22 protein-coding genes, 1 tRNA gene and 1 pseudogene are annotated in these 18,618 nt (G+C 51.8%); 20 read left to right on the top strand and 4 right to left on the bottom strand.

Features of this window, described 5'->3' with window-relative positions:
• Position 1: 1 nt before the first annotated feature.
• The 5 genes from K3767_RS05075 to K3767_RS05055 all read left to right on the top strand — a co-directional run bounded on the left by K3767_RS05075 (position 2) and on the right by K3767_RS05055 (position 4,027).
• Positions 2–1,198: an adenosylcobinamide amidohydrolase gene (locus K3767_RS05075; RefSeq protein WP_221172486.1), complete on the top strand. Its 1,197-nt coding sequence runs from the start codon at positions 2–4 to the stop codon at positions 1,196–1,198.
• Positions 1,195–2,934, top strand: coding sequence for a hypothetical protein (locus K3767_RS05070; protein WP_221172485.1), 1,740 nt, complete (start codon positions 1,195–1,197; stop codon positions 2,932–2,934). The genes K3767_RS05075 and K3767_RS05070 overlap by 4 nt, the downstream gene beginning before the upstream one ends.
• Before the next feature lie 160 nt (positions 2,935–3,094).
• Positions 3,095–3,616, top strand: coding sequence for a hypothetical protein (locus K3767_RS05065; protein ID WP_221172484.1), 522 nt, complete (start codon positions 3,095–3,097; stop codon positions 3,614–3,616).
• Positions 3,617–3,672: 56 nt separating this feature from the next.
• Positions 3,673–3,864, top strand: coding sequence for a hypothetical protein (locus K3767_RS05060; protein WP_221172483.1), 192 nt, complete (start codon positions 3,673–3,675; stop codon positions 3,862–3,864).
• 86 nt (positions 3,865–3,950) lie between these two features.
• A tRNA-His gene (locus K3767_RS05055) sits at positions 3,951–4,027 on the top strand.
• Positions 4,028–4,182: 155 nt separating this feature from the next.
• Here the strand turns inward: K3767_RS05055 and K3767_RS12090 are convergent.
• A pseudogene (locus K3767_RS12090) lies at positions 4,183–4,827 on the bottom strand (tyrosine-type recombinase/integrase).
• Between the two features lie 39 nt (positions 4,828–4,866).
• On the opposite strand from K3767_RS12090, the gene K3767_RS05040 reads away from it, so the two are divergent.
• From K3767_RS05040 to K3767_RS04990, 11 genes are all read left to right on the top strand, one after another.
• On the top strand, positions 4,867–5,253 hold the full coding sequence (locus tag K3767_RS05040) for a putative toxin-antitoxin system toxin component, PIN family (protein WP_221172480.1): 387 nt from the start codon (positions 4,867–4,869) through the stop codon (positions 5,251–5,253).
• A 126-nt stretch (positions 5,254–5,379) separates the two neighbouring features.
• Positions 5,380–5,703 (top strand): DNA adenine methylase, encoded by a 324-nt coding sequence (locus tag K3767_RS05035; protein WP_221172479.1) that lies wholly within the window; start codon positions 5,380–5,382, stop codon positions 5,701–5,703.
• Between the two features lie 60 nt (positions 5,704–5,763).
• Positions 5,764–6,474, top strand: coding sequence for a DNA adenine methylase (locus K3767_RS05030; protein WP_221172478.1), 711 nt, complete (start codon positions 5,764–5,766; stop codon positions 6,472–6,474).
• Between the two features lie 694 nt (positions 6,475–7,168).
• Complete coding sequence (locus K3767_RS05025) at positions 7,169–7,327, top strand: hypothetical protein (protein WP_221172477.1); 159 nt, start codon at positions 7,169–7,171, stop codon at positions 7,325–7,327.
• 115 nt (positions 7,328–7,442) lie between these two features.
• The gene (locus K3767_RS05020) at positions 7,443–7,892 is read left to right on the top strand and encodes an AAA family ATPase (RefSeq protein WP_221172476.1); all 450 of its coding nucleotides are present in this window, start codon (positions 7,443–7,445) and stop codon (positions 7,890–7,892) included.
• Positions 7,889–8,242 (top strand): hypothetical protein, encoded by a 354-nt coding sequence (locus K3767_RS05015; RefSeq protein WP_221172475.1) that lies wholly within the window; start codon positions 7,889–7,891, stop codon positions 8,240–8,242. Before K3767_RS05020 ends, K3767_RS05015 begins: the two co-directional genes overlap by 4 nt.
• Before the next feature lie 162 nt (positions 8,243–8,404).
• The gene (gene drmD / locus K3767_RS05010) at positions 8,405–11,479 is read left to right on the top strand and encodes a DISARM system SNF2-like helicase DrmD (RefSeq protein WP_221172474.1); all 3,075 of its coding nucleotides are present in this window, start codon (positions 8,405–8,407) and stop codon (positions 11,477–11,479) included.
• 6 nt (positions 11,480–11,485) lie between these two features.
• A complete protein-coding gene (locus tag K3767_RS05005; RefSeq protein ID WP_221172473.1) occupies positions 11,486–11,788 on the top strand; it encodes a nucleotidyltransferase family protein in 303 nt (100 codons plus the stop codon).
• Complete coding sequence (locus tag K3767_RS05000) at positions 11,781–12,125, top strand: DUF86 domain-containing protein (RefSeq protein ID WP_221172472.1); 345 nt, start codon at positions 11,781–11,783, stop codon at positions 12,123–12,125. Before K3767_RS05005 ends, K3767_RS05000 begins: the two co-directional genes overlap by 8 nt.
• Before the next feature lie 23 nt (positions 12,126–12,148).
• Positions 12,149–14,227, top strand: a complete 2,079-nt coding sequence (locus K3767_RS04995) for an N-6 DNA methylase (protein WP_221172471.1) — start codon at positions 12,149–12,151, stop codon at positions 14,225–14,227.
• Between the two features lie 5 nt (positions 14,228–14,232).
• A complete protein-coding gene (locus K3767_RS04990) occupies positions 14,233–14,949 on the top strand; it encodes a TIGR02391 family protein (RefSeq protein WP_221172470.1) in 717 nt (238 codons plus the stop codon).
• Between the two features lie 12 nt (positions 14,950–14,961).
• Here the strand turns inward: K3767_RS04990 and K3767_RS04985 are convergent, their stop codons facing one another.
• Complete coding sequence (locus tag K3767_RS04985; RefSeq protein ID WP_221172469.1) at positions 14,962–15,189, bottom strand: AbrB/MazE/SpoVT family DNA-binding domain-containing protein; 228 nt, start codon at positions 15,187–15,189, stop codon at positions 14,962–14,964.
• A gap of 194 nt (positions 15,190–15,383) precedes the next feature.
• Here K3767_RS04985 and K3767_RS04980 point away from each other — a divergent pair, with 194 nt between their 5' ends.
• The 4 genes from K3767_RS04980 (at position 15,384) to K3767_RS04965 (ending at position 17,470) form a co-directional block, all read left to right on the top strand.
• A complete protein-coding gene (locus K3767_RS04980) occupies positions 15,384–15,626 on the top strand; it encodes a DUF6364 family protein (RefSeq protein WP_221172468.1) in 243 nt (80 codons plus the stop codon).
• Between the two features lie 165 nt (positions 15,627–15,791).
• Complete coding sequence (locus K3767_RS04975) at positions 15,792–16,052, top strand: type II toxin-antitoxin system Phd/YefM family antitoxin (RefSeq protein ID WP_221172467.1); 261 nt, start codon at positions 15,792–15,794, stop codon at positions 16,050–16,052.
• On the top strand, positions 16,049–16,474 hold the full coding sequence (locus K3767_RS04970) for a type II toxin-antitoxin system VapC family toxin (RefSeq protein ID WP_221172466.1): 426 nt from the start codon (positions 16,049–16,051) through the stop codon (positions 16,472–16,474). The genes K3767_RS04975 and K3767_RS04970 overlap by 4 nt, the downstream gene beginning before the upstream one ends.
• A gap of 9 nt (positions 16,475–16,483) precedes the next feature.
• Positions 16,484–17,470, top strand: a complete 987-nt coding sequence (locus K3767_RS04965) for a DEAD/DEAH box helicase (protein ID WP_221172465.1) — start codon at positions 16,484–16,486, stop codon at positions 17,468–17,470.
• A gap of 86 nt (positions 17,471–17,556) precedes the next feature.
• On the opposite strand, the gene K3767_RS04960 is transcribed toward K3767_RS04965, so the two are convergent.
• The gene (locus tag K3767_RS04960; RefSeq protein WP_221172464.1) at positions 17,557–17,751 is read right to left on the bottom strand and encodes a hypothetical protein; all 195 of its coding nucleotides are present in this window, start codon (positions 17,749–17,751) and stop codon (positions 17,557–17,559) included.
• A gap of 180 nt (positions 17,752–17,931) precedes the next feature.
• Positions 17,932–18,273, bottom strand: a complete 342-nt coding sequence (locus K3767_RS04955) for a hypothetical protein (RefSeq protein ID WP_221172463.1) — start codon at positions 18,271–18,273, stop codon at positions 17,932–17,934.
• Between the last annotated feature and the right edge of the window lie 345 nt (positions 18,274–18,618).

Here is an 18,618-nt window from a genome sequence, read left to right as displayed (position 1 = left end):
AGTGGTTATTCTCGAACCCTATGAAGGATTGAGGGTGAAACGCGGCGAGCGGGTGCTTGCGGCGGAGCTTGCGGCCCCGCACGCGGTGCTCTCCACCTGTCGGGTGAACGGGGGTCTCAGGGAGGATCTCTCCCTGGTGGTGAATCACCAGGCCTGCGAGCCGAGACCCCATCCGGACTGTGAGCACCGTCGGTGTCTCGCCGCGCGGGACCCGGAAGGCTACCATAGACTCATCTGCAACACCTACGGTTTCCCCCCGGAAAAGACCGCTCTTCTCGGCACCGCGGCCAACATGTATCTTGCGGGATTCGCTACGGAGGCCTTTCGGGACCTAACGGTCTTCTGCGCCGCCACCGCGGGAGTGGAGACCAACGCCGGGCGCGCCGGGGACCCCGCCCACTTTTACGAGGAGGAAGGCCGTTTCTTGAGGATCGAGGGCGGGGGCGCGGTGGCCTGCGACAGACGGGGAACCATAGTCCTCATGGTCTTCGTGAATCGGCCCCTTACCCCCGGGGCCCTGGTGCGGGCGGTGAAGATGGTGACCGAGGCCAAGGTTACCGTGCTTGAGGAATTGCATGTGGCCTCCCGCTATTCCTCCGGACTGGCCACCGGCACCGGCACCGACCAGATCGCCGTGGCCGCAAGACTGGATCCCTCCCTCCGCCCTCTCTCCGGGGCCGGAAAACATGTGAAACTGGGGGAGCTTCTTTCCCGGGCTACGCGCCGGGCCCTGTTCCGCGCCCTCTCCCTCCAGAACAAGCTCACCCCGGAGACGGTGCGTTATGCCCCCAGGCTTCTCGAACGCTACGGACTGGGAGAGGAAACCCTCCTCGTCGCTCTCAGGGAATTTCTTCCTCCCCCGGTGCACGAGTGGTTCGCGAGAAACCGCTATCCCCTCCTGGGAGATGCGGTGCTGGTTTCGCACCTCCTGTCCTACCTGCACCTGTGGGACAACGCGCGCTGGGAGATAGTGCCCGAGGAGGTGGCCTCCGAGGTGCTACTTGACGAAGCCGCCCTCCTGGCCACGGCCCTTTCTCAGAGGCGCGAAAGCTTTCCCGAGTTCCGTAAAAAGCTGGCCCCCGAGACCGGGAAACCGCAGCGTTTGCTCCTATCGGCCCTGGCCCTGGGTTTTTACGAAAAATGGCACCACGAGGTGGGTGAAAAGGCCGGCGTGGTTCCGGAAAGCTCCGGCTCATGAGGGGTCGATTCTCCTGCCTCCTGGTCCTGGGATTCCTTCTCTTTATAACCGGCTGCGAGCGTTCTCCCCTGAAGCCCCGGGTGATTTTCGGTCCGCTCGGTCTTGAGGTTTACGGCGTGCCCGAAGGCACCAGAGCGGAACTCCTCTCCGCAAACGGAACGATCCTGCTGCGCTATCCCCCGCTCCCCACGGAAAACCTCCTCCTGATCCATCCCTGGACCCCCGGAGCCACCTATGTCCTGCGCCTTAACGGGAAGACCTTTCCCCTCAGGGCTCCGAAAAGCCGGGTGCTGGCGGAGCTGGAGGTGTTTGCCCCGCTGGGAAGCCCCGGACGCCGATATATCCTCTATCGAGACGGGACCCTCTCTCCCGTAAATGTCTCCGACACCCGTCTGGTTCTCTTCTCCCCGAACCGGTATCCGGAAATCGGCCTCCTGATAACCGGTTACGCTCCCCGCCTCACCGTAGAACTTTCGGGGAGGAAGATCGAGCTTTCCGGGGAGTGCGCCCGTCGGCTTTTCCGGCTGAGACCCGATCTCTCCCGGAGTCCGCAGAAGCTTATCCTGAAGATAAACGGTCATGCCCTGGAGTTCCGGCTTGAGCGCCGTTTCTTTGATCCCGCCCGCAGGGTGCACCTTCTCGCCTGGCACATACCCACCGAGGAGTCGGGGCTCAGGGTGCGTCATCGCCGGGAGGGACTGCTGGCGTTGCCCAATCCCCTTTTCGAACGCCTGGGATACCTCCTGGGGTTGAAAAATCGGGGTTTTTCTCGCTACGAACCCTTCGCCTATCAGACCGTATGGCTTCAAAACGAAAGCGACATCCCGCTCAACCTGGTGGTGGAGACGGAGTTTACGGATCTCTCCGGAAGGAAGGTCAAGGGTTTTTACCCTCCGCGGTGGGGATCAGGGGGGCATGTGAAAAAGCCCCTCGCCCTGGTTTACCTTCCGCCCCGGGGACGCGCCCGGGCGGTACTTCCGGTGTATGTGCGCGATGTCCCCCCCGGGGAATACCGGGTGCGGGTAAAGGTGCGCGTGCTGGGGGAGAAACACCCCTTTCTGGTGCGCGAACGGCGCATCGGGGTTACCCGGGGAAGTACGGCTCTAGCTGCCGGTCTTCTCCTTATTATGGGAAGCGGTCTTGCGTTTACCCTCGTTCTGATTTTTCGTCTGCGGGCCCTGCTGGCCGCCTTCAGTCTGCGGGAGCTCTCGCTGGTGGCCCTTTCCGGCGCCGTGGCCTTCGGACTCGACTTCCTGGGCGGGCTCGCCTCCACCGTGCTTTACGCCATCCTGGGCCCCTTCAACATCCTCGTGGGGGGACTCATCACCGAGGTCGTTCATTACCTGGTCTTCACCGCGGTCTTTATCCTGGTGCCGAAACCCGGCTTTGCCACCCTTTCGGGGCTCCTCCATTATCTCATGGGCACGATCCTCTTCGGAGGGCTGCGGGCCACCGATCCCTTCTTTCTGGGGGCACGCCTCCTGGCCCTGGAGACCGCCCTGTTACTCTTCCGGGCTTATGGTAATCCATCCGGTACGCGCACGGCCGTGGCCCTGGCCTTTGCCGACGCCGCAAACACCCTCTCCTCCCTCGTCCTCCACATGGCCTTCTACCGCCTCTTCTTCCCCGGGTGGTACCTCTGGCTCTCGGTAACGGTGAAGGGCTTTCTCTACACCCTGATGGGCTCCCTCCTCGGCCTCCGGCTGGGCCGGACCTTGCGGGAAATTGAACGCTGACCGGACGGAAAGACCGGGTGAAGTGGAGCCCTGAAACCGGATTCGCTCAGAATTTCACCCTCTCCCGCTGAGGTCCCTTGACATTCGGAGCATATTTTAATATTAAATAAGCTCAAAAACGGGGAAATAAAAACCGGGGGAAGCAAAAATGAGAAGAAGGATGGAAGTGGGGTTCATTGCTCCATTGTTTGTGCTGTTTCTACTGGTATCCGGGGTGGGGGCTTCTCCGTTCCTGGTAAAGTTTATCGACACCGGGAACGATAACCGTGTTACCTTTCAGGTTGTGCTGGGTAATACGGATAATCAGACTTACTGGACGGGAATAATGTCCGCTGATCATTCCGAAACAAAATGGGAGGCTTCGGTTTCAGCGAATTCCTTGAGTTCTCTCAATTCTACGGTGGAGCCAGGAATTTACGATATTTTTGTGGCCTGGGACAATGACGGAAACGGAGAGCCTGACACCTATGTGTGGACCTCGGAGGGCGGGGCTGGTTACTCTATTTCGAATGATGGACAGCAACTTTTTATTTCCTGGTCCGGTCTTAATTTCTCTCAGTATCAGATCAGTTTTACCGACAAATTTGCCATTTCTCCGGTCCCTCTTCCGGGGGTGGTGTGGCTGCTCGGGTCGGGATTGCTGGGGGTGGGAATTATTAAAAAGAAATTGGGCCGGAATTAAGATACCGGGTTGCGAGGAAGAAAGGATTGTGGCCTCCGGATAGTTGGAAAAAGAGATTGATTATTTCCCTTGTCTTTTTTCCCCTGTTAGGCTGGCGGATGGAGGATCTGTGGTGGGAATTTCGGGATGGAAACTTTCACATGACCCTCAGGTTCCTGGTTATTCACGGAACCACGGCTTTCGTTCTTCAGACCCTGATCATTCTGGGGCTACTTATCAGCTGGATGTATTTCTGGTTAAAAGTCTGATTCCGGAATAGCCTTCCTCCATAAGCCCGCTTATGGGGAGTTGCAAATCCCGGGAAGGGAGGTATTTTAAATATACAATCGTGGCGGTGACCGTAGCTCAGCTGGTCAGAGCACCGGGCTGTGGCCCCGGGGATCGTGGGTTCGAATCCCACCGGTCACCCCAAAAATTGGCTATTTCTTGTGGACTTACAAACACCAAAATTCACCTGGGGCACCTTTGGGGCACTCGTCCGGAAGCCGTTGATACTCAAAGCTTTCCCATCGAGATTCAATTGCAACAAGGCGGGTTTCGGGAGCTCCGTTCCTGATTTTCGGCGATTATTCGGAGTCGGTTTTGCGGCGTTTCTCCCGGTAGTCTGAAAGGCTCACGATCCTGGCGGCGCGGTCCTCAAGTAGAGGACGCACGGCTTCGGTCCGGAGTTTTCCGTAGCGGCGGGGGGTGGAGACATGCTTGTGTCCCAGGGTGCGGGCGACAGCTTCGTAGGAGTAGCCATCGTTTAGGGCCTGCATGGCCAGGCTGTGCCGAACCGCCTGGTAGAGAGTTATCCCGCGGATGCCCACCACTTCACAGGCCCGCTTGAAGATCTTCCGTAACCGCTTGTCCCCGTAGTGATATCAGAATTTACCCTGGGTGCCCTCGCTGTGGCAGAAGACAAAAGGGCTTTTCTTGTCTCTGGCTCGCCGCAGAAGCATCTCCTCGATGACCGGCGGCATGGGAAGGGTCTTCCAGTCGCCCTCTTTAGGGATGTTCACCAGCTGGTGCTCGGAGAAATTTCGCCGGATGACGATGCGCCTGTTCCGGAAGTCCACGCAGTCCCATTGAAGGGCGCGGGCCTCTGAGGGGCGCACTCCGAACACGAACATGAAAAGGAAGATGTCCCGATGCTCCTCAGGTATGGCCTCAAGGAGCCTCTGCTGGTCCTCAAGCTCCAAATATTTGATGACCGGCTCAGGGGTCTTCACTTTGGGGAAGCGCGGAACCTGCGGGATGTACTCGAGGCGATGCAGGTAGCGGAAGAAGTTTACACTTTTACTCTGATTTTTCCCGGAGGTCTTGCGGAAAAGGCCATCTATCGAGTCCTTGAAGGGAAAGACGAGCTTTTCATTTCCAAAGAGATTCTTGATGAGTTATTAAGAGTCTTGGCTACCAAGTTCAGCAAAGACCGGGAAGAGCTCGCTCGTCTGGTGGTATGGCTGTCCGAAATAGCACAATTTGTAAGCCCTAAGAGAAAAATAACCGTCCTTCGAGATGAGACGGACAATCGGATTCTGGAGTACGCGGTTGAGGCTGGAGCCGAGGTCATCGTTACCGGAGACCGGGAGATCTTGGATCTTGTCCAGTTTGAGGGGATCAGGATTTTGAGCTTAAGAGAGCATTTGAAAATCTGAAGCCTCTTACCCAAGCCTGCCCAACATCTTCACATACTTCCACCACACGATTTTTCCTCAGGGCTTCTTTTCTTTAAAAGGACCAAAAGCATCCTGTAAGCAGAGACCCGAATTATGAGAAGGGGCTTGAAGCCTTTTCTGCGGTGGGTGGGAGGCAAGAGGTGGCTTACCGTAAGGTATGGGGATATGTTTCCCAGAGAGTTCAACCGCTACATCGAGCCCTTTCTGGGCTCCGGAGCAGTCTTTTTCTCTCTTCTTCCCGAAAAGGCCATTCTCGGAGACATAAACGAAGATCTGATCCTTACCTATGAGGCACTGCGGGAGGACTGGTGCCAGGTGTACGAGCTTCTCAAGGGCCACCATGGAAGGCACTCGAGGGATTATTACGTTCGGATTCGGAGAGAGCAGCCTGAAGGGTCTTCGAACGGGCCGCATGGTTCCTGTATCTAAACAGTGCCTGTTTCAATGGGCTTTGTCGGTACAACATGCGGGGCGAGTTCAACGCCCCCCATGGGAAAGAGGATCAGGGCTCTTCCGCCCCCGGAATTCTGGGAGGAGGTTTCCTGGGCCCTTCAAGCTGCGGATCTCCGCGTGAGTGATTTTGAGGCCCTGGTGGATGTGGCGGGGAAGGGTGACTTTCTCTTTATAGATCCTCCGTATGCGCTTCCCGAAAAAGGAGGGTTCAAAGACTATGTGCTCAAGGCCTTCGGCTGGGAGGATCAGGAGAGGCTCCTCAAGGCTCTATCGCGGGCGCTTGAGCGGGGAGCCCTTATCCTGGGTTCGAACGCTTTTGACGAAAGACTCGTTGAGATGTCCCGGGAGGTTTTCGGGGAGAACCTGGCCCTGGTGGAGAGGGTAAGCTGTTTGGCTGCTAAAAAGGAAGGGCGAGGGGAGTATCGGGAGTTCATCTTCTGGGGGAACCTGGAGATCTCGGCCGAGCTGAGGCCCGGGTTACCTCTTGAGGATCTTCCTCGGAATTGCGTTTCGCTTTCGATCTCAGAGGGCAATTTTTCGAAAGAGGGTTTTCAAAACACTTCCCCTTCTGAGTCTTCTAGAGAGGGGATAGGTCGGATAGTGACGGAGGTCGCTGTCTGGCGGTGGCCGTATGTTTCTGAGGAATGCCACGGTGCCGCAGGGTTAGCAGCCTTAATCAAACCCGTTTTCAAAAATTGGCTTCGAGTGAGAGACGGTCCTTTCGTGGGGGATCAAGGCTTTACCTGAGGAATGATCCGACTCAGGCGCCTTAAGGTTGCAGTAATGTAGGCCTTTTCTTCTCAAAAGCTGGGCCGAAAGAGGGATATTGCGAAAAAAAGCCTGCCAGAGGCCTCTCTGGATCGAGCCCTTTTCTTCTGCGGACTCCCCAAGCCCCTTCCCTACAGGAGGAGTCTTGCACGATCAAAAGGTGATCGAAAATGACGACCATTCCACGAATTTCTGCTATTCGAAAATCGTTTTACGGTTAGAACAAGCGGCGTTTTTTTTGACAACCATTGGGCATTTTTAGGATCTAGACCTATCGAAAACCTGCTGGCCGCCCCGGTAGAGGGAGAACTTAAAATTCGAAAAGGCAAAAGATCTGCCCTTTAGTGGGAAAGATCGGCTCCGCCAGGAAGAACTAATCATTATTGGGGATCTATATATTCTTCCACGAGACCCCCTCTGAGACCCTTCTGAAAGCTTTCTTAGTCCTTCCGGAAAGATCTTTTCCTCGGATCTTTCTTTAGGTGAGGACACCGAAGGGGAGGACGAAAGGAAATGGATCTGGATCTCATGGCGATCTTGGGTGCGTTGGTTTCCGTGGCGCTCCTCCTTGTGCGGAGTTTCCAGATATCCGGATCTTCGGCATCCGCTCCTTCGGAGGTGCTCTTTTTTCTTCTTTTTAGAAAGGGGTGAAAACCCCACAAGGAGGTGCGCTATGAAGAAGTGTCATTGTCCGAAGCAAAAACTTATGAGGCTAAAGGAAGAGCTTCTCGCCAAACATCTCTACGGTCTCAAAGAGGAGCTTGAAAAGAGCTCTTTTAAAGGAGATGACGATGTGGTGGTGAGGGCAAGGGCTTTGGGTAGCTGGTCTTGACGAATTTCGGCTTTTCTATCCCCAGCTTCAGCGTCCGGTCTTAGAAAATCTTTCCGATGAAAAGGTCCTTGAGCTTTTCGAGCACATGAAAAGGGAGCTTCCTTTAAGGGAAGAGGTGGTTAAGAGGATTCTGGTGCAGTTTCTTTTAAAGTTTTTGGTGGGGTCTCGGTGCGCGCGGGCTCCTTTCCTGGTGGGACCTCCGGGAACCGGCAAGAGCCAGGCGGTCGAGGCGCTTCGGTATGTGCTTGATAAGATCGGGGTTTCGGCAAACGTCATAAGGGTGGTCTGCACCTCGGGTAACCTGGCCAAGGAACAGATGGAGATGAAACTTTTCGGGACCGAAGCTCACTATTCCAACGCCCAGCCTTCGGAGATTTTCAAGCTCGCCTCTCGGAAGAACCCGAAGGTGGTGATCGTCTTTCTGGATGAAGTGGACAAGGCCGGGCTTGAGGCGTTGCCTTTGCTGGTGAAGCTTTTAGATCCGGCCCAGCCGCTTGAGGACATCTTTGTTTCGGGGATGTTTCCTGGTCACAGGCATGATATGAGAGGTACAAGGTTTTTGTGATGCTTGCGGGGAATAGGACCGGGGAGTTCGAAGGGCTACCGGAGCTTTGCGATCGGGTGGAGTTCATTGGGTTTCCGGCTTACAGCCCGGAGGAGAAGGTGAAGGTTCTCCTGAGCCTTCCTTACGAGCACCGCTCGGAGATCTTGAAAACTTATTCTGCTGCTACTGTTCGAGAAGTGGCCCAAGAAGTTTCGGCGACGCACAATGGTGTCAAGGTGACCTTCCGGTATCTGGTTAATCAGGTAGAAGGCAGACTTTTGATGAGACGGTTTCCGTGTTTGGAAATCAACTACGAGAAGAGACTGCAGAGGTCTGCAAATGAGCCCAGGTTCGGGTTTCTTCGTCCCTAAAAAGCATAGAGGATAACCGCTAACTAATGAACCCCGGGAATAGGCCAATTTCCAGACCTTCCCCGGGGCCTGTTTTTCCCAAAAAACATTTAACCTCCTTTTCTGCGGAGTCCTTCTTTGCTATGGTTGGAAAAAGTAAGGGAGAAAGGCCGTCCAGGGCGAATGATAATCCCAGAACCCGGTCAGATAGTAAGGGTAAGGAACCAGACCTTTTTAGTTCAGGATGTTCACCCCTACTCAACCCCTGAGACGACTTTTCACAAAGTTACCCTTGAATCCCTGGAGGACCACCGCTTGGGCACACCCCTTGAGGTTATCTGGGAGCTTGAAGTCTCTCCCCGGGTCGAAGATGTGATAGGTTTTCCCGACCTTTCGGCCTGGGACCCTCCGGAAAGATTGGCCTCACTTCTTCTTTCTCTCAAGTGGACCGAGGCCTCGGTATTCGCCAATGACTCGTTTACTGCGCCCTTCCGTGGTGCTATAGAGATCGAACCCTATCAGCTTGAGCCGGTGGCAAGGGCGCTGGCCATGCCCCGGGTCTCTCTCCTTCTTGCCGATGATGTGGGGCTCGGGAAAACGGTAGAGGCCGGCCTCATCCTCCAGGAACTTCTTGCTCGCGGCCGTGTGCGCAGGATCCTGATTCTTTGCCCGGCCTCGCTTCAGAGACAGTGGCAGGACGAAATGCTTACTAAATTCAATCTGGTCTTCAAGATCATAGACCGTGACGAAATTCTAAGGCTCCAGAGGGAATACGGGCTTCATGTGAACCCCTGGGAATCCTTCCCGCGGCTTATCACCTCCATGGACTTTTTAAAACGAGAGCCTTATCTACAGCAGTTCCTGAGCACCACCGAAAACAAAAACGGTGGGAAGCCCGGTATCTCAAAGTGGGATCTTCTTATCGTGGACGAGGCCCATAATTGTGCCCCTTCGGGCCGCAAGGACTATATTCAGGATTCCGATCGCACGAAGCTCCTTCGCCAGATAACCCCTCATTTTGAACACCGCCTTTTCCTCACCGCCACCCCTCACAACGGCTATACCGAGTCCTTCACCGCCCTTCTGGAGTTGCTTGATCCCCTGCGTTTCACCCGCGGCCCCAGAGTGGACCCCCGTCAGGCAAAACTCGTAATGGTGCGGCGCCTTAAAAGGGACCTCATCCCCGAGGTCTCCAACCGAACCTTCCCGAAAAGGACCATCAAGGCCCGGGAGGTGACCCTTTCTCCCAAGGAAAGGGAACTCTTTGACTGCCTTGAAGCTTATATTGAGAAGAGACTCAGAGCCCCCAAAGACAAAGTTCAAAGAAACGCCCTGCGTTTTGCCCTAACCATTCTCAAAAAGCGCCTGCTCTCAAGTTACGCGGCCTTCCGAAATTCCCTTGAAGTCCATCTGGAGCATGTAACCAGGCCTACCATCTCAATGACCGAAGAAACTTCTTCCAGGGCCGTGGTCTTTGAACGGCTTGCCGAAAGGCTTGCCGAAGACACGGCCGACGATCTTGAGAAACAGGCCTTAGAGCTGGAAGCCTTAAAAGAAGGGAGTCTTCTTCTTGGAGAAATCTCTTCCGAAGAGGAGGAATTACTTTCCCGTATGTGGGATTTAGTGTCTTCCCCCGAACTTCCCGACACCAAGTTGAAAACTCTATTTTCTCTCGCCGATAATCTGATCGCCCAAAAGCGACTTATCGTCTTCACAGAATATAAGGACACTCTTGATTACCTTTACGAAAAGCTTTCCGCCCGCTATGGGGAGGAGAAGGTCCTTGCGCTTTACGGGGGGCTGAATCTTTCTGAGCGCGAAAAAATCAAAGAGGCTTTCCAGGCTCCGCCCTCCGAACATCCGGTGCGTATCCTGGTGGCCACCGATGCCGCCGCTGAGGGCATTAATCTACAGAATCACTGTCACCATCTCCTGCATTACGAAATCCCCTGGAACCCCAACCGTCTTGAGCAACGAAATGGCCGTATTGACCGTCACGGCCAGAAGGCCGAAGAAGTAAGGATTTTTCACTTCGTCTATCAGGATCACAAAGATTCAGAATTTCTGAGCACCATCGTGCACAAAGTGGAAAAGATGCGAGAGGATCTGGGTTCTGTAGCCGCGGTGCTTGAGGAAAAACTCCACGAAAGAATGCTCGGCCGGAAGGTGAGTCCTCAGGAAATAGAGCGACTCACCCCCCGGAGAAAGCTCGAAGACGAAATTCGAGAAAGACTTTTCGACCTGGAGCGCATCCGAAAAATAAAGGCCCAAATAAAAACTATCCGCCACGAGAAGAAAATTTATCCCGAGACCCTGTGCCTTGTTCTCGACCAGGCCCTTAAACTTTCGGGGCATCCCGGTCTTAAAAAACGGGAAGGCTTTGAGGAAGGATATCTTCTGGAAAGTCTTCCACCTTCTTGGGGAAAAGATCTACTTTCGACCATCAGGGATGCCGAAGGGCGGCTCCTTACCCTGGTCTTCAGGCCGGAGCTTGCCCGGGACCGCCGGGATGTGGTGCTCCTTCACCTGAATCATCCCCTCATGCAGAAGGCCTTTTCGGCCTTCAAGAAAGCCTTTTATTCCCTGGGCTTTACCGGAGAAAAACTTCACCGCGCCTCCTTTGTGGTCTGCGGGAGTGGGGAATGGGCAATGGGGAGTAGGGAGCAGGCCCAGGCGGTAATCTTTCTGAAACTCCTGGCCTCAAGTGTGCAGGGGCTGAAACTTCATGAGGAACTTTTTTCTCTTCGTTTTTCCTTTAATCCCGGGGAACCCCTCGTGTATTCTGGCGAGGATGGAGATTTCGGATTTCTCCTTACCGGAGAGCATCGCCCCATCCCCAGGGAATTGGCCCGGGAAATTCGCTCTTCTTTCCGTAAAAGCCTCAATTTTATCGAGGAAAAGATCAAGGCCCTTGAGAAGGAAAAATTCCGCAAGCTTCGGAAGCTTCTCAAGGAAAAGGCCAACCACGAGATTCAGCAGGTAAGGGAAGTCATTCGAGAACGCATCCGGGAAATAGAGGGCCGTTTGAAAGAGCTTTATAAAAGAACCGAGATACCTCTTCTTTTCTCTCTTGAAGAGCTTCGGCGTATAGATGAGACCCTGCGCGAGGACATAAAGTATCTTGAGGCGCGGCGAAGGACCCTGGAGGAGGATCTTTCAAAAGAACCCGAAAGAATCAGAACGCGCTATGAACTTAAAACGGTAAAAATACTCCCGGTGGGTGTGTGTTTTGTCTTGCCGAAATCCTTGCTAAGTTAAGTAAACATGCGAGTCAGAAATTTAGAAGAAGCTCAACAAATCTTGAAAGAACACAAAGAATTTTTGAAAAAACGTTTCGGAATAAAAGAAATAGGAATATTTGGATCTTATGCTCGGAAAGAACAAACATCCACTAGCGATATAGATATTGTTATAGAGTTTGAAACCGGCCATAAAACTTTTGATAACTATATGGATTTGAAGTTTTACCTTGAGGATATTCTTGGACTCAAAGTAGATCTTATCACTAAAAAATCTATAAAACGCAGACTACAACCCTACATCTTGAAGGAACTTATTTATGTCTAAAAGAGAATTAAGAATCGTTTTAGAAGAAATACTCGATGAGATTGATCGTATTAGAAGATTCATGAGAAATATTTCTTCTTTAGATGAGTTCACAGAAAATGAGATGGCATTTTATGCAGTATTGAAGTGTTTAGAAAACATAGGCGAAGCTGTAAAGCATATTCCAGAAGAACAAAGAAAAATTTATCCAATCGAATGGAGAAAGATAGCTGGATTGAGAGATATTTTAATACATGAATATTTTGGTATTGACGAAGAAATTATTTGGGACGTAATCAATCACAAACTTCCGGAACTGGAACTTGCTATCAGGTACTTACTTGAGCACATTTCATAGTTTAAATGAGGCGTAAGAAAAGGTTGCCGGAAGAAGAGCGAGATCATCGGCTCTGGCTTTCGCAGGTGGATCTCCACGGCCTGCTTTTAAGCGAGCCCGTTCTCAACCTCCACTTCCCCCAGGGTCCGGAAAAAGTCCCCGAGGGGCTTTTTCGGCGTTACCTCCGGGAATGGGAGCGTATAAGAAGCGTGGAAGATACTCCCGAAAAGGCCGTCCCGATCCTGCGCCACTGGCTCCATTTTATTTTCGGCGATCTTCTGGGCTACCGTGCCCCTTACTGGGTTACCGGAAGGGAGGTCCCCGAGTCCTGCAGCCTTTACCTTGAAGAGCATCGGGAAACCTTAAAGCCCTACGGAGCCCTTATTTCCAACGGATCCCCCGTCTTTATGGTATACAAAGCCGATTTTGCCCATCCCCTTGACCGGAACGAGAGGCGCCGGCACACCTGGAGGGCCTCCCCCACGGTAAAGCTTGAAAGGCTTCTGCGCGGCCTTGATTGCCCTCTAGGCCTGGTCACCAACGGCCTTCACTTCCGTCTGCTCTACGCCCCCATGGGGCTTCCCTCCTCCTGGATTACCTTTTCGGCGGAGGCCCTGCAGGGAGACAAGCTGGTTCTCGACGCCTTCTACACCTTCCTCAGGCTCGAGCGTTTTATCGGCGAAGGGAAACTTCTTCTAGTTGAGCTTTGCCGTGAGAGCGAGAAGCGCCAGGCCGAACTTACCGAGACTCTGGGAGAACAGGCCCTTCGGGCCCTTCAAATATTTGTGGAGCGCGCGGAGATAGACGGCCCGGTTTCCCCGCAGGAACTTCATGCCGCGGGCTTGGCCCTCATGATGCGCCTGGTCTTCATTCTCTTTGCCGAAGAGCGCGAGCTTCTCCCCCACGGAATGCCTCTTTATGAGGAGTCTTACAGTCTCGGCAGGCTCCTTTTTCGCCTGGAAGAGGAAAAAAGAGAACACCCCGAGGCCTTTCGCGAGGGCTACGACGCCTGGCCCCGGCTTCAGGCCCTCTTTCGTCTGATTTACCGTGGCTGTCCTCATCCCGATTTGAACCTTCGGCCTTACGGCGGCGATCTTTTCAATCCCGAACGCTTTCCCCTTCTTGACGGAGCGCGCCTTAGGCTCTCAAACGAAGTGGTTTACGAAATCCTCAAGGCCCTGACCAACACCGAGGCCAGGGTAGGCCGGCAAAAGATAGCCCAGCGGGTAAGCTACCGCACCCTTCAGATCGAGCACATCGGCCACATGTACGAGGGCCTTCTGGGTTATAGCGTAAAAATCGGGAGTAGTGAGTCGGGAGTCGGGAGTGGGGAAGAAGGAGAGAACAAACGGTGCCTTGTCCCCTCCGGGCTTCGCAAACGCACCGGCACCTATTACACCCCAAAGGTCCTGACCACGGAGGTCGTAAGGCGTACCCTCGGCCCCCTTCTTGCCGAAAGAAAGACCCCGGAGGACATCCTGAGCCTGAAGATCCTTGATCCGGCCATGGGCTCCGGGGCCTTTCTCGTGGCCGCCGCGGAGGAGCTGGCCGAGGATCTGGTCTCCGCCTGGGAGAGGCGACGCGCCCGAATTCGCGCCGAGCTTGACGCCATTTTCGCCCATCTTTACGGTCTAACCCATGACGAATTCGCCTACATCCTGGACACCTTTCCCATCGTCCGCCGAAAGGACGAAGAACGTTTCGGCGAGTACCGCACCAAACGCCTCTGCCTCGAACAATACGACCGCTTCGACGGCCAGATCCCCCACCCCAAACCCCTGGACCAAAAACCGATCACTAGGGTAATTTCTCTCAAAGAGGCCCAAGAAAGAAAGCGAGAAAAACCAACCGTTACTTACGAAGAACTCCAGGAAAAACTTTCCCCGGAATACTCCCTCCCCAAAGCCGCCGAACCCAAGAGCGAGTACATTTCTTCCGAAGACCTGGAGCGTATCAAAGAAAAAATTTTCGACCTTTTAGTTGAATCAAACCGTGCTTTGAGTGCAGAAGAGATAGCCAAAAAACTGAAAATTTCGTTGACAATATGTAAGAAAGCACTAACAGAACTCGTTCGAATGGAGGTAGTAAAAGATCTTAATGCTAAATTTTCATTAGCGGAGTAATGAACATGAATTATAGGTTGATAGCTATTCAAGTTGGAGATCTTTTGAAATATGATGCAACAATTAACAAAATAGAAAGAGCTGCCAGATCGGTTTTTAATTTTATGAGAGAAGAATTTCCAAATGAAGTTATTACATCTGAAAGAGCTAAGCTTATTCACGATTGGATCCTCTCTCTGGCCAGGCAAAAAATGAATAATGATGAGAGAAATGAATTGCTTAGAAAATTTTTAAGATTGATTACTCCGGAAAATCTTTTTCATAAAGTAGAAGAAATTCTAAGAGAAGCTGGTGTGAATGTATATCTAGATAAATCGTTAGAAGAGTTCTATTCTCGCAATTTTCATTATTTAATTCATAAACATTGTTTCTCGCTTTATAAGCAAAGAAACTATTTCCATGCTGTTTTTGAAGCTGCCAAAGTATATAACAAAGTGGTAAAAGAAAAATCGAAGAGTTCGAAAGATGGATACTCTCTAATGATGGAGGTGTGGGATTGCAAGGGAAGTTTAAAAGTTACACCTTGCGAAACAGAGACTGATAAAAATGTTCAGGAAGGACTTAAATTTCTTTCAGCAGGTTTGATGCGAGCCGTGAGGAATCCAACTGCCCACGAACCAGCCATGGATTGGCCTATAACAAAAGAAGATTGCCTTGATCTGTTAAGTTTTCTCTCATTTTTATTGAGACAACTGGATAAAGCTGTATATTACAAAAACTAAGACTGCTCGATATTACTTTTTCTGAGCCCGTTCAATAGCCTCGGTTACCGAATCTTCAGAAAGACCAAGCTTTTTCATCTTTTGTCGGATGGCATCCAATTTTATTGGTTCTATCTGGACTGGTCTAAGAATTATGGCACCGTTTTCGTAAGAAACCTCGAAATATTCTACCGGAGGGAGTTTAGCTAAGATCTTTTTCGGAATGGTGATCTGGTTTTTAGAAGACAACTTGGCCAGCATACCAAGCCTCCTTACTTCTTGGTTTACAGAAATTTTAATATTTTTACCGAGACAAAACAAGGTATCGGGCAAAGGCGCTGCCGAACGCCTTATAGCCGAACACCTCCTAGGAGATAGGCACTGATTTACGCTTTTACAAAGCTCCTTTGGTCTGTGAAACTGTGAAAAAGAATTAATTTTCTTGAGGAAAAGCCATGTACAAAAACGTAACTATAGCTCTTCCCGAGCATGTGTGGCGCAAGGCCCGGGAGCTGGCGGCCAAAAGAAGGAAGAGTTTAAGCGCCCTTATCAGGGAACAACTTGAAGCCCTTACCCAAGAAAAAAACGAATTAGAAGAAGTAACCGAAGAGATCCTCACCATCATGCAAGAACATTTCGGGACGTTGACCAAATGGCGCAGGGAAGAACTTTGTGGTGTTCCTTCTGGGACGCCCTGATCGTGAGTTCCGCCTTGGAAGCTGGCTGTCGAGTGCTTTTTACGGAAGATTTAAGAAAATCGAAGGCGTTAAGATTGTAAACCCCTTTCGGATGAGTCGTGTATAATATGTCAAATGTAGCCTCATGTGTTAAAATGAGACCACAATCACATTAGGAGATGTATTATGCAGGTTTCGGTAAGAGAACTTAAAAGCAATCTTTCTCGTTACTTAAGAGAGGTCAAACAGGGGAAAATCATTGAAGTCACGCGCCACCGCCGGCTGATAGCCAGACTTTGTCCCGCTGGAGAACAAAAAAATGGTATTGAGGCCCTGATGGCGAATGGATTGGTTATCTGGGATGGTGGTAAGCCCAAAGGTGGACGTGTCAGACCAAAAATATCCGGTAAGAGTGTCGCCGAATGTGTCCTGGAGGATCGGCGGTGATTCTCTATTTGGATACTTCTGCTTTGGTAAAGCTTTATGTAGAAGAGGAAAACAGCTCTACAGTTGAGCACGCGGTTTCTAAAGCCAAAATTGTAGCTACGCATTTAATTGCTTATGTAGAGGCTCATGCGGCCTTTGCCAGGCTGTGTCGTGAAGGTGTAATTTCCGAAGAAATGTTAGAAAACATCCAGGCAGATTTTGAAAAAGATTGGCCTCACTATATGAAAATTGGCCTTAACCAAAGTCTTTTAGAGCGAGCCAGTGATTTTGCGAAAGCTTTTGCTCTGAAGGCTTATGATAGTGTTCACTTGGCAGCAGCAGATCTCTTATTAAAAAAGGCAAGCGAAAAGGTAATCTTTGGTTGTTTTGATAAAAAACTTAATCAGGCGGCTAAAATTATTGGTTTTCCGTTGTTAAGTTAGGAGTAACCAATGCCCCTGAATCCGGTCCAGTTTGGTAAGGATGTTATAGATCAGTTTGGGCGTTATTTGCTTACCACCTTTCCGGTGGCTGATCCCAGGCTTCGTCAACAATTCAAGGAAGGGCTTTCCTTTGGGCTCGGTGGAAAGGAGCGGCTGGCTAAGGGACCATATATATACTTAAGCCGTCCGTTTGTGGAAGGCCCGACGCTAAGAGAACTAATTGAGGACCCCTCTCTTGATCTGCATCCCGCTCTGGCCGGAATTTTCAACTTCGAGAGGCTTTACAAACACCAGGAGGAAGCCTTACGAGCCGTAAAGGCCGGAAATCATGTCATTATCGCTACCGGCACGGGTTCCGGTAAAACCGAAGGTTTTCTCCTTCCCATCATCGATGAATGTCTCAAAGCACGAGATCGGGGAGAGAGCAGGGGACCTATTGCCATCCTGGTTTACCCCATGAACGCCCTGGTAAACGACCAGCTTGAACGCCTGAGGAAATTTCTTGCCGGAACGCGCATCACCTTCGGACGCTATACCGGAGAAACCCCCGAAACCGAAGAAAACCTTCCAAGGCTTCCCGAACCCCGGCCTTATACCAGAGCCGAGCTTTTAAAGGCGCAAAAGCCTGGACATATGCTTCCTCTTCCCTGGGAAGAATGTTTCTCGCGAAAGGAAATTCTTGCGAGAAGACCTCAGATTCTTCTCACCAACTACAGTATGCTTGAATATCTCCTCCTGCGTCACAAAGATATTGAGCTTTTCCTGGAGGCCCCTTTGAAATTTATCGTCTTAGACGAAATCCACACCCACACGGGCTCACGAGGATCGGAAATTGCCTGTCTCATACGTCGGGTGCGAGGCATAGCCGGTAAAACAAGGGATGAAGTTATCTGCATAGGAACCTCTGCCACCCTTAAAAGTGAGTCGGGAATGGGGAGTGGGGAGTCGGGGATGGGGAGTGGGGAGTCGGGAATGGGGAATGGGAAGCGGAATTAAAACGTTTTGCCGCCAATATTTTTGGTGTACCGGAGGACAAGCTCTATCTTGTTCAGGAAAGCTATCAAGAGAGAAAAGAAAAAGGTTCATTCAGACCCCCGCCACCCGAAGATCCGCAGAGACTTTTTGAGGAGATCCTCAAAAGCGTGCGTGAGGTGCAACTGCAGGATGAGGTGACCGAGGTCTCCCGGGAGACCATAAAACTCGCTGAAAAACTGGTGAGCCTCAAGGCCCCGGAGGGGGAAGACACGCTCGCCGTGCTTTACAAACTTCTTTCTCAAAGCGAGATAGTTTCTTTCCTTGAGACGATTACGGAAACTCCACGCCAGCTCAAAGAAATTGTAGATGAATTTAAAAAGGCTTTTCCCGAAAGGAAGAGGCTTCCGGACGCCGCCCTTGAGGCCGAAATCCTGAGCTACCTGACTTTAGGAGCCCTGGCACGCCTCCATGATGAGCCTCTGCTAAGACCCAAGCTCCATTATTTCGTGCAGGGACTTCAAGGTGTTTACATCGCCTGGCAGGAAGATGGAGTCCCAAATATCTTTTTCGACCAGGCGATAAAGACGGATCGTGTTCCATTTGAACCGCAGATCTGTCGCTCCTGCGGTCAACACTATGTCAGAGAAACATATTCTTCTCCCTTTGCGGTAGATCACGAAGGAGAAATATACGGAGTAAGAATTCTCTCTGAGAATTCGGAAGATGCCGAAAGCCTTTATTTTACCGACGCTATCATCCCGGGGGTGGAGGAAGAGGTGCCCGGGGAGTCGGGCTATCTTTGCCCCTACTGCGGAGCCATCCATGATCGGGATCTCTCGATCTGTCTTAACGAAAAGTGTCGCCGAGAGACTAAGTTAATACCGATTATTTTCTTCCCCGCACCTTTACACCACTGTGTTTCCTGTGGGGCGGCCAACCCGGATCGGAGCCCGGTCATCACTCCGGTAAAGTCGGCCGAGGTTTCCGATGTTATGATCCTTGCCCAGACCATGCTTTCGGCCATGCCGGAGCCCAGCTTAAGAAAACTTATCGTCTTTGCAGACTCCAGACAGGAGGCCGCGTTTCAGGCCGGCTGGATGGAAAACCGGTCTCGAAGACACCGTTTAAGGCATCTTGTCTATCGAATTTTAAGAAGTGAGCCGGAAAGA

The organism is Thermosulfurimonas sp. F29 (assembly GCF_019688735.1).
Classification (GTDB): Bacteria; Desulfobacterota; Thermodesulfobacteria; order Thermodesulfobacteriales; family Thermodesulfobacteriaceae; genus Thermosulfurimonas_A.
The sequence above is the reverse complement of the archived record's forward strand: the minus strand, read 5'-3'. Positions and strand labels throughout refer to the sequence as shown.

Excerpts from the sequence above, each read along its gene's own strand:
- K3767_RS05070 (WP_221172485.1), top strand. The coding sequence starts at position 1,195 with ATGAGGGGTCGATTCTCCTGCCTCCTGGTCCTGGGATTCCTTCTCTTT.
- K3767_RS05065 (WP_221172484.1), top strand. The coding sequence starts at position 3,095 with ATGGAAGTGGGGTTCATTGCTCCATTGTTTGTGCTGTTTCTACTGGTA.
- K3767_RS05040 (WP_221172480.1), top strand. The coding sequence starts at position 4,867 with ATGCAGGTAGCGGAAGAAGTTTACACTTTTACTCTGATTTTTCCCGGA.
- K3767_RS05030 (WP_221172478.1), top strand. The coding sequence starts at position 5,764 with ATGGGAAAGAGGATCAGGGCTCTTCCGCCCCCGGAATTCTGGGAGGAG.
- K3767_RS05025 (WP_221172477.1), top strand. The coding sequence starts at position 7,169 with ATGAAGAAGTGTCATTGTCCGAAGCAAAAACTTATGAGGCTAAAGGAA.
- drmD (WP_221172474.1), top strand. The coding sequence starts at position 8,405 with ATGATAATCCCAGAACCCGGTCAGATAGTAAGGGTAAGGAACCAGACC.
- K3767_RS05005 (WP_221172473.1), top strand. The coding sequence starts at position 11,486 with ATGCGAGTCAGAAATTTAGAAGAAGCTCAACAAATCTTGAAAGAACAC.
- K3767_RS05000 (WP_221172472.1), top strand. The coding sequence starts at position 11,781 with ATGTCTAAAAGAGAATTAAGAATCGTTTTAGAAGAAATACTCGATGAG.
- K3767_RS04990 (WP_221172470.1), top strand. The coding sequence starts at position 14,233 with ATGAATTATAGGTTGATAGCTATTCAAGTTGGAGATCTTTTGAAATAT.
- K3767_RS04985 (WP_221172469.1), bottom strand. The coding sequence starts at position 15,189 with ATGCTGGCCAAGTTGTCTTCTAAAAACCAGATCACCATTCCGAAAAAG.
- K3767_RS04980 (WP_221172468.1), top strand. The coding sequence starts at position 15,384 with ATGTACAAAAACGTAACTATAGCTCTTCCCGAGCATGTGTGGCGCAAG.
- K3767_RS04975 (WP_221172467.1), top strand. The coding sequence starts at position 15,792 with ATGCAGGTTTCGGTAAGAGAACTTAAAAGCAATCTTTCTCGTTACTTA.
- K3767_RS04965 (WP_221172465.1), top strand. The coding sequence starts at position 16,484 with ATGCCCCTGAATCCGGTCCAGTTTGGTAAGGATGTTATAGATCAGTTT.
- K3767_RS04955 (WP_221172463.1), bottom strand. The coding sequence starts at position 18,273 with ATGGATGGCTCCGCAGTAGGGGCAAAGATAGCCCGACTCCCCGGGCAC.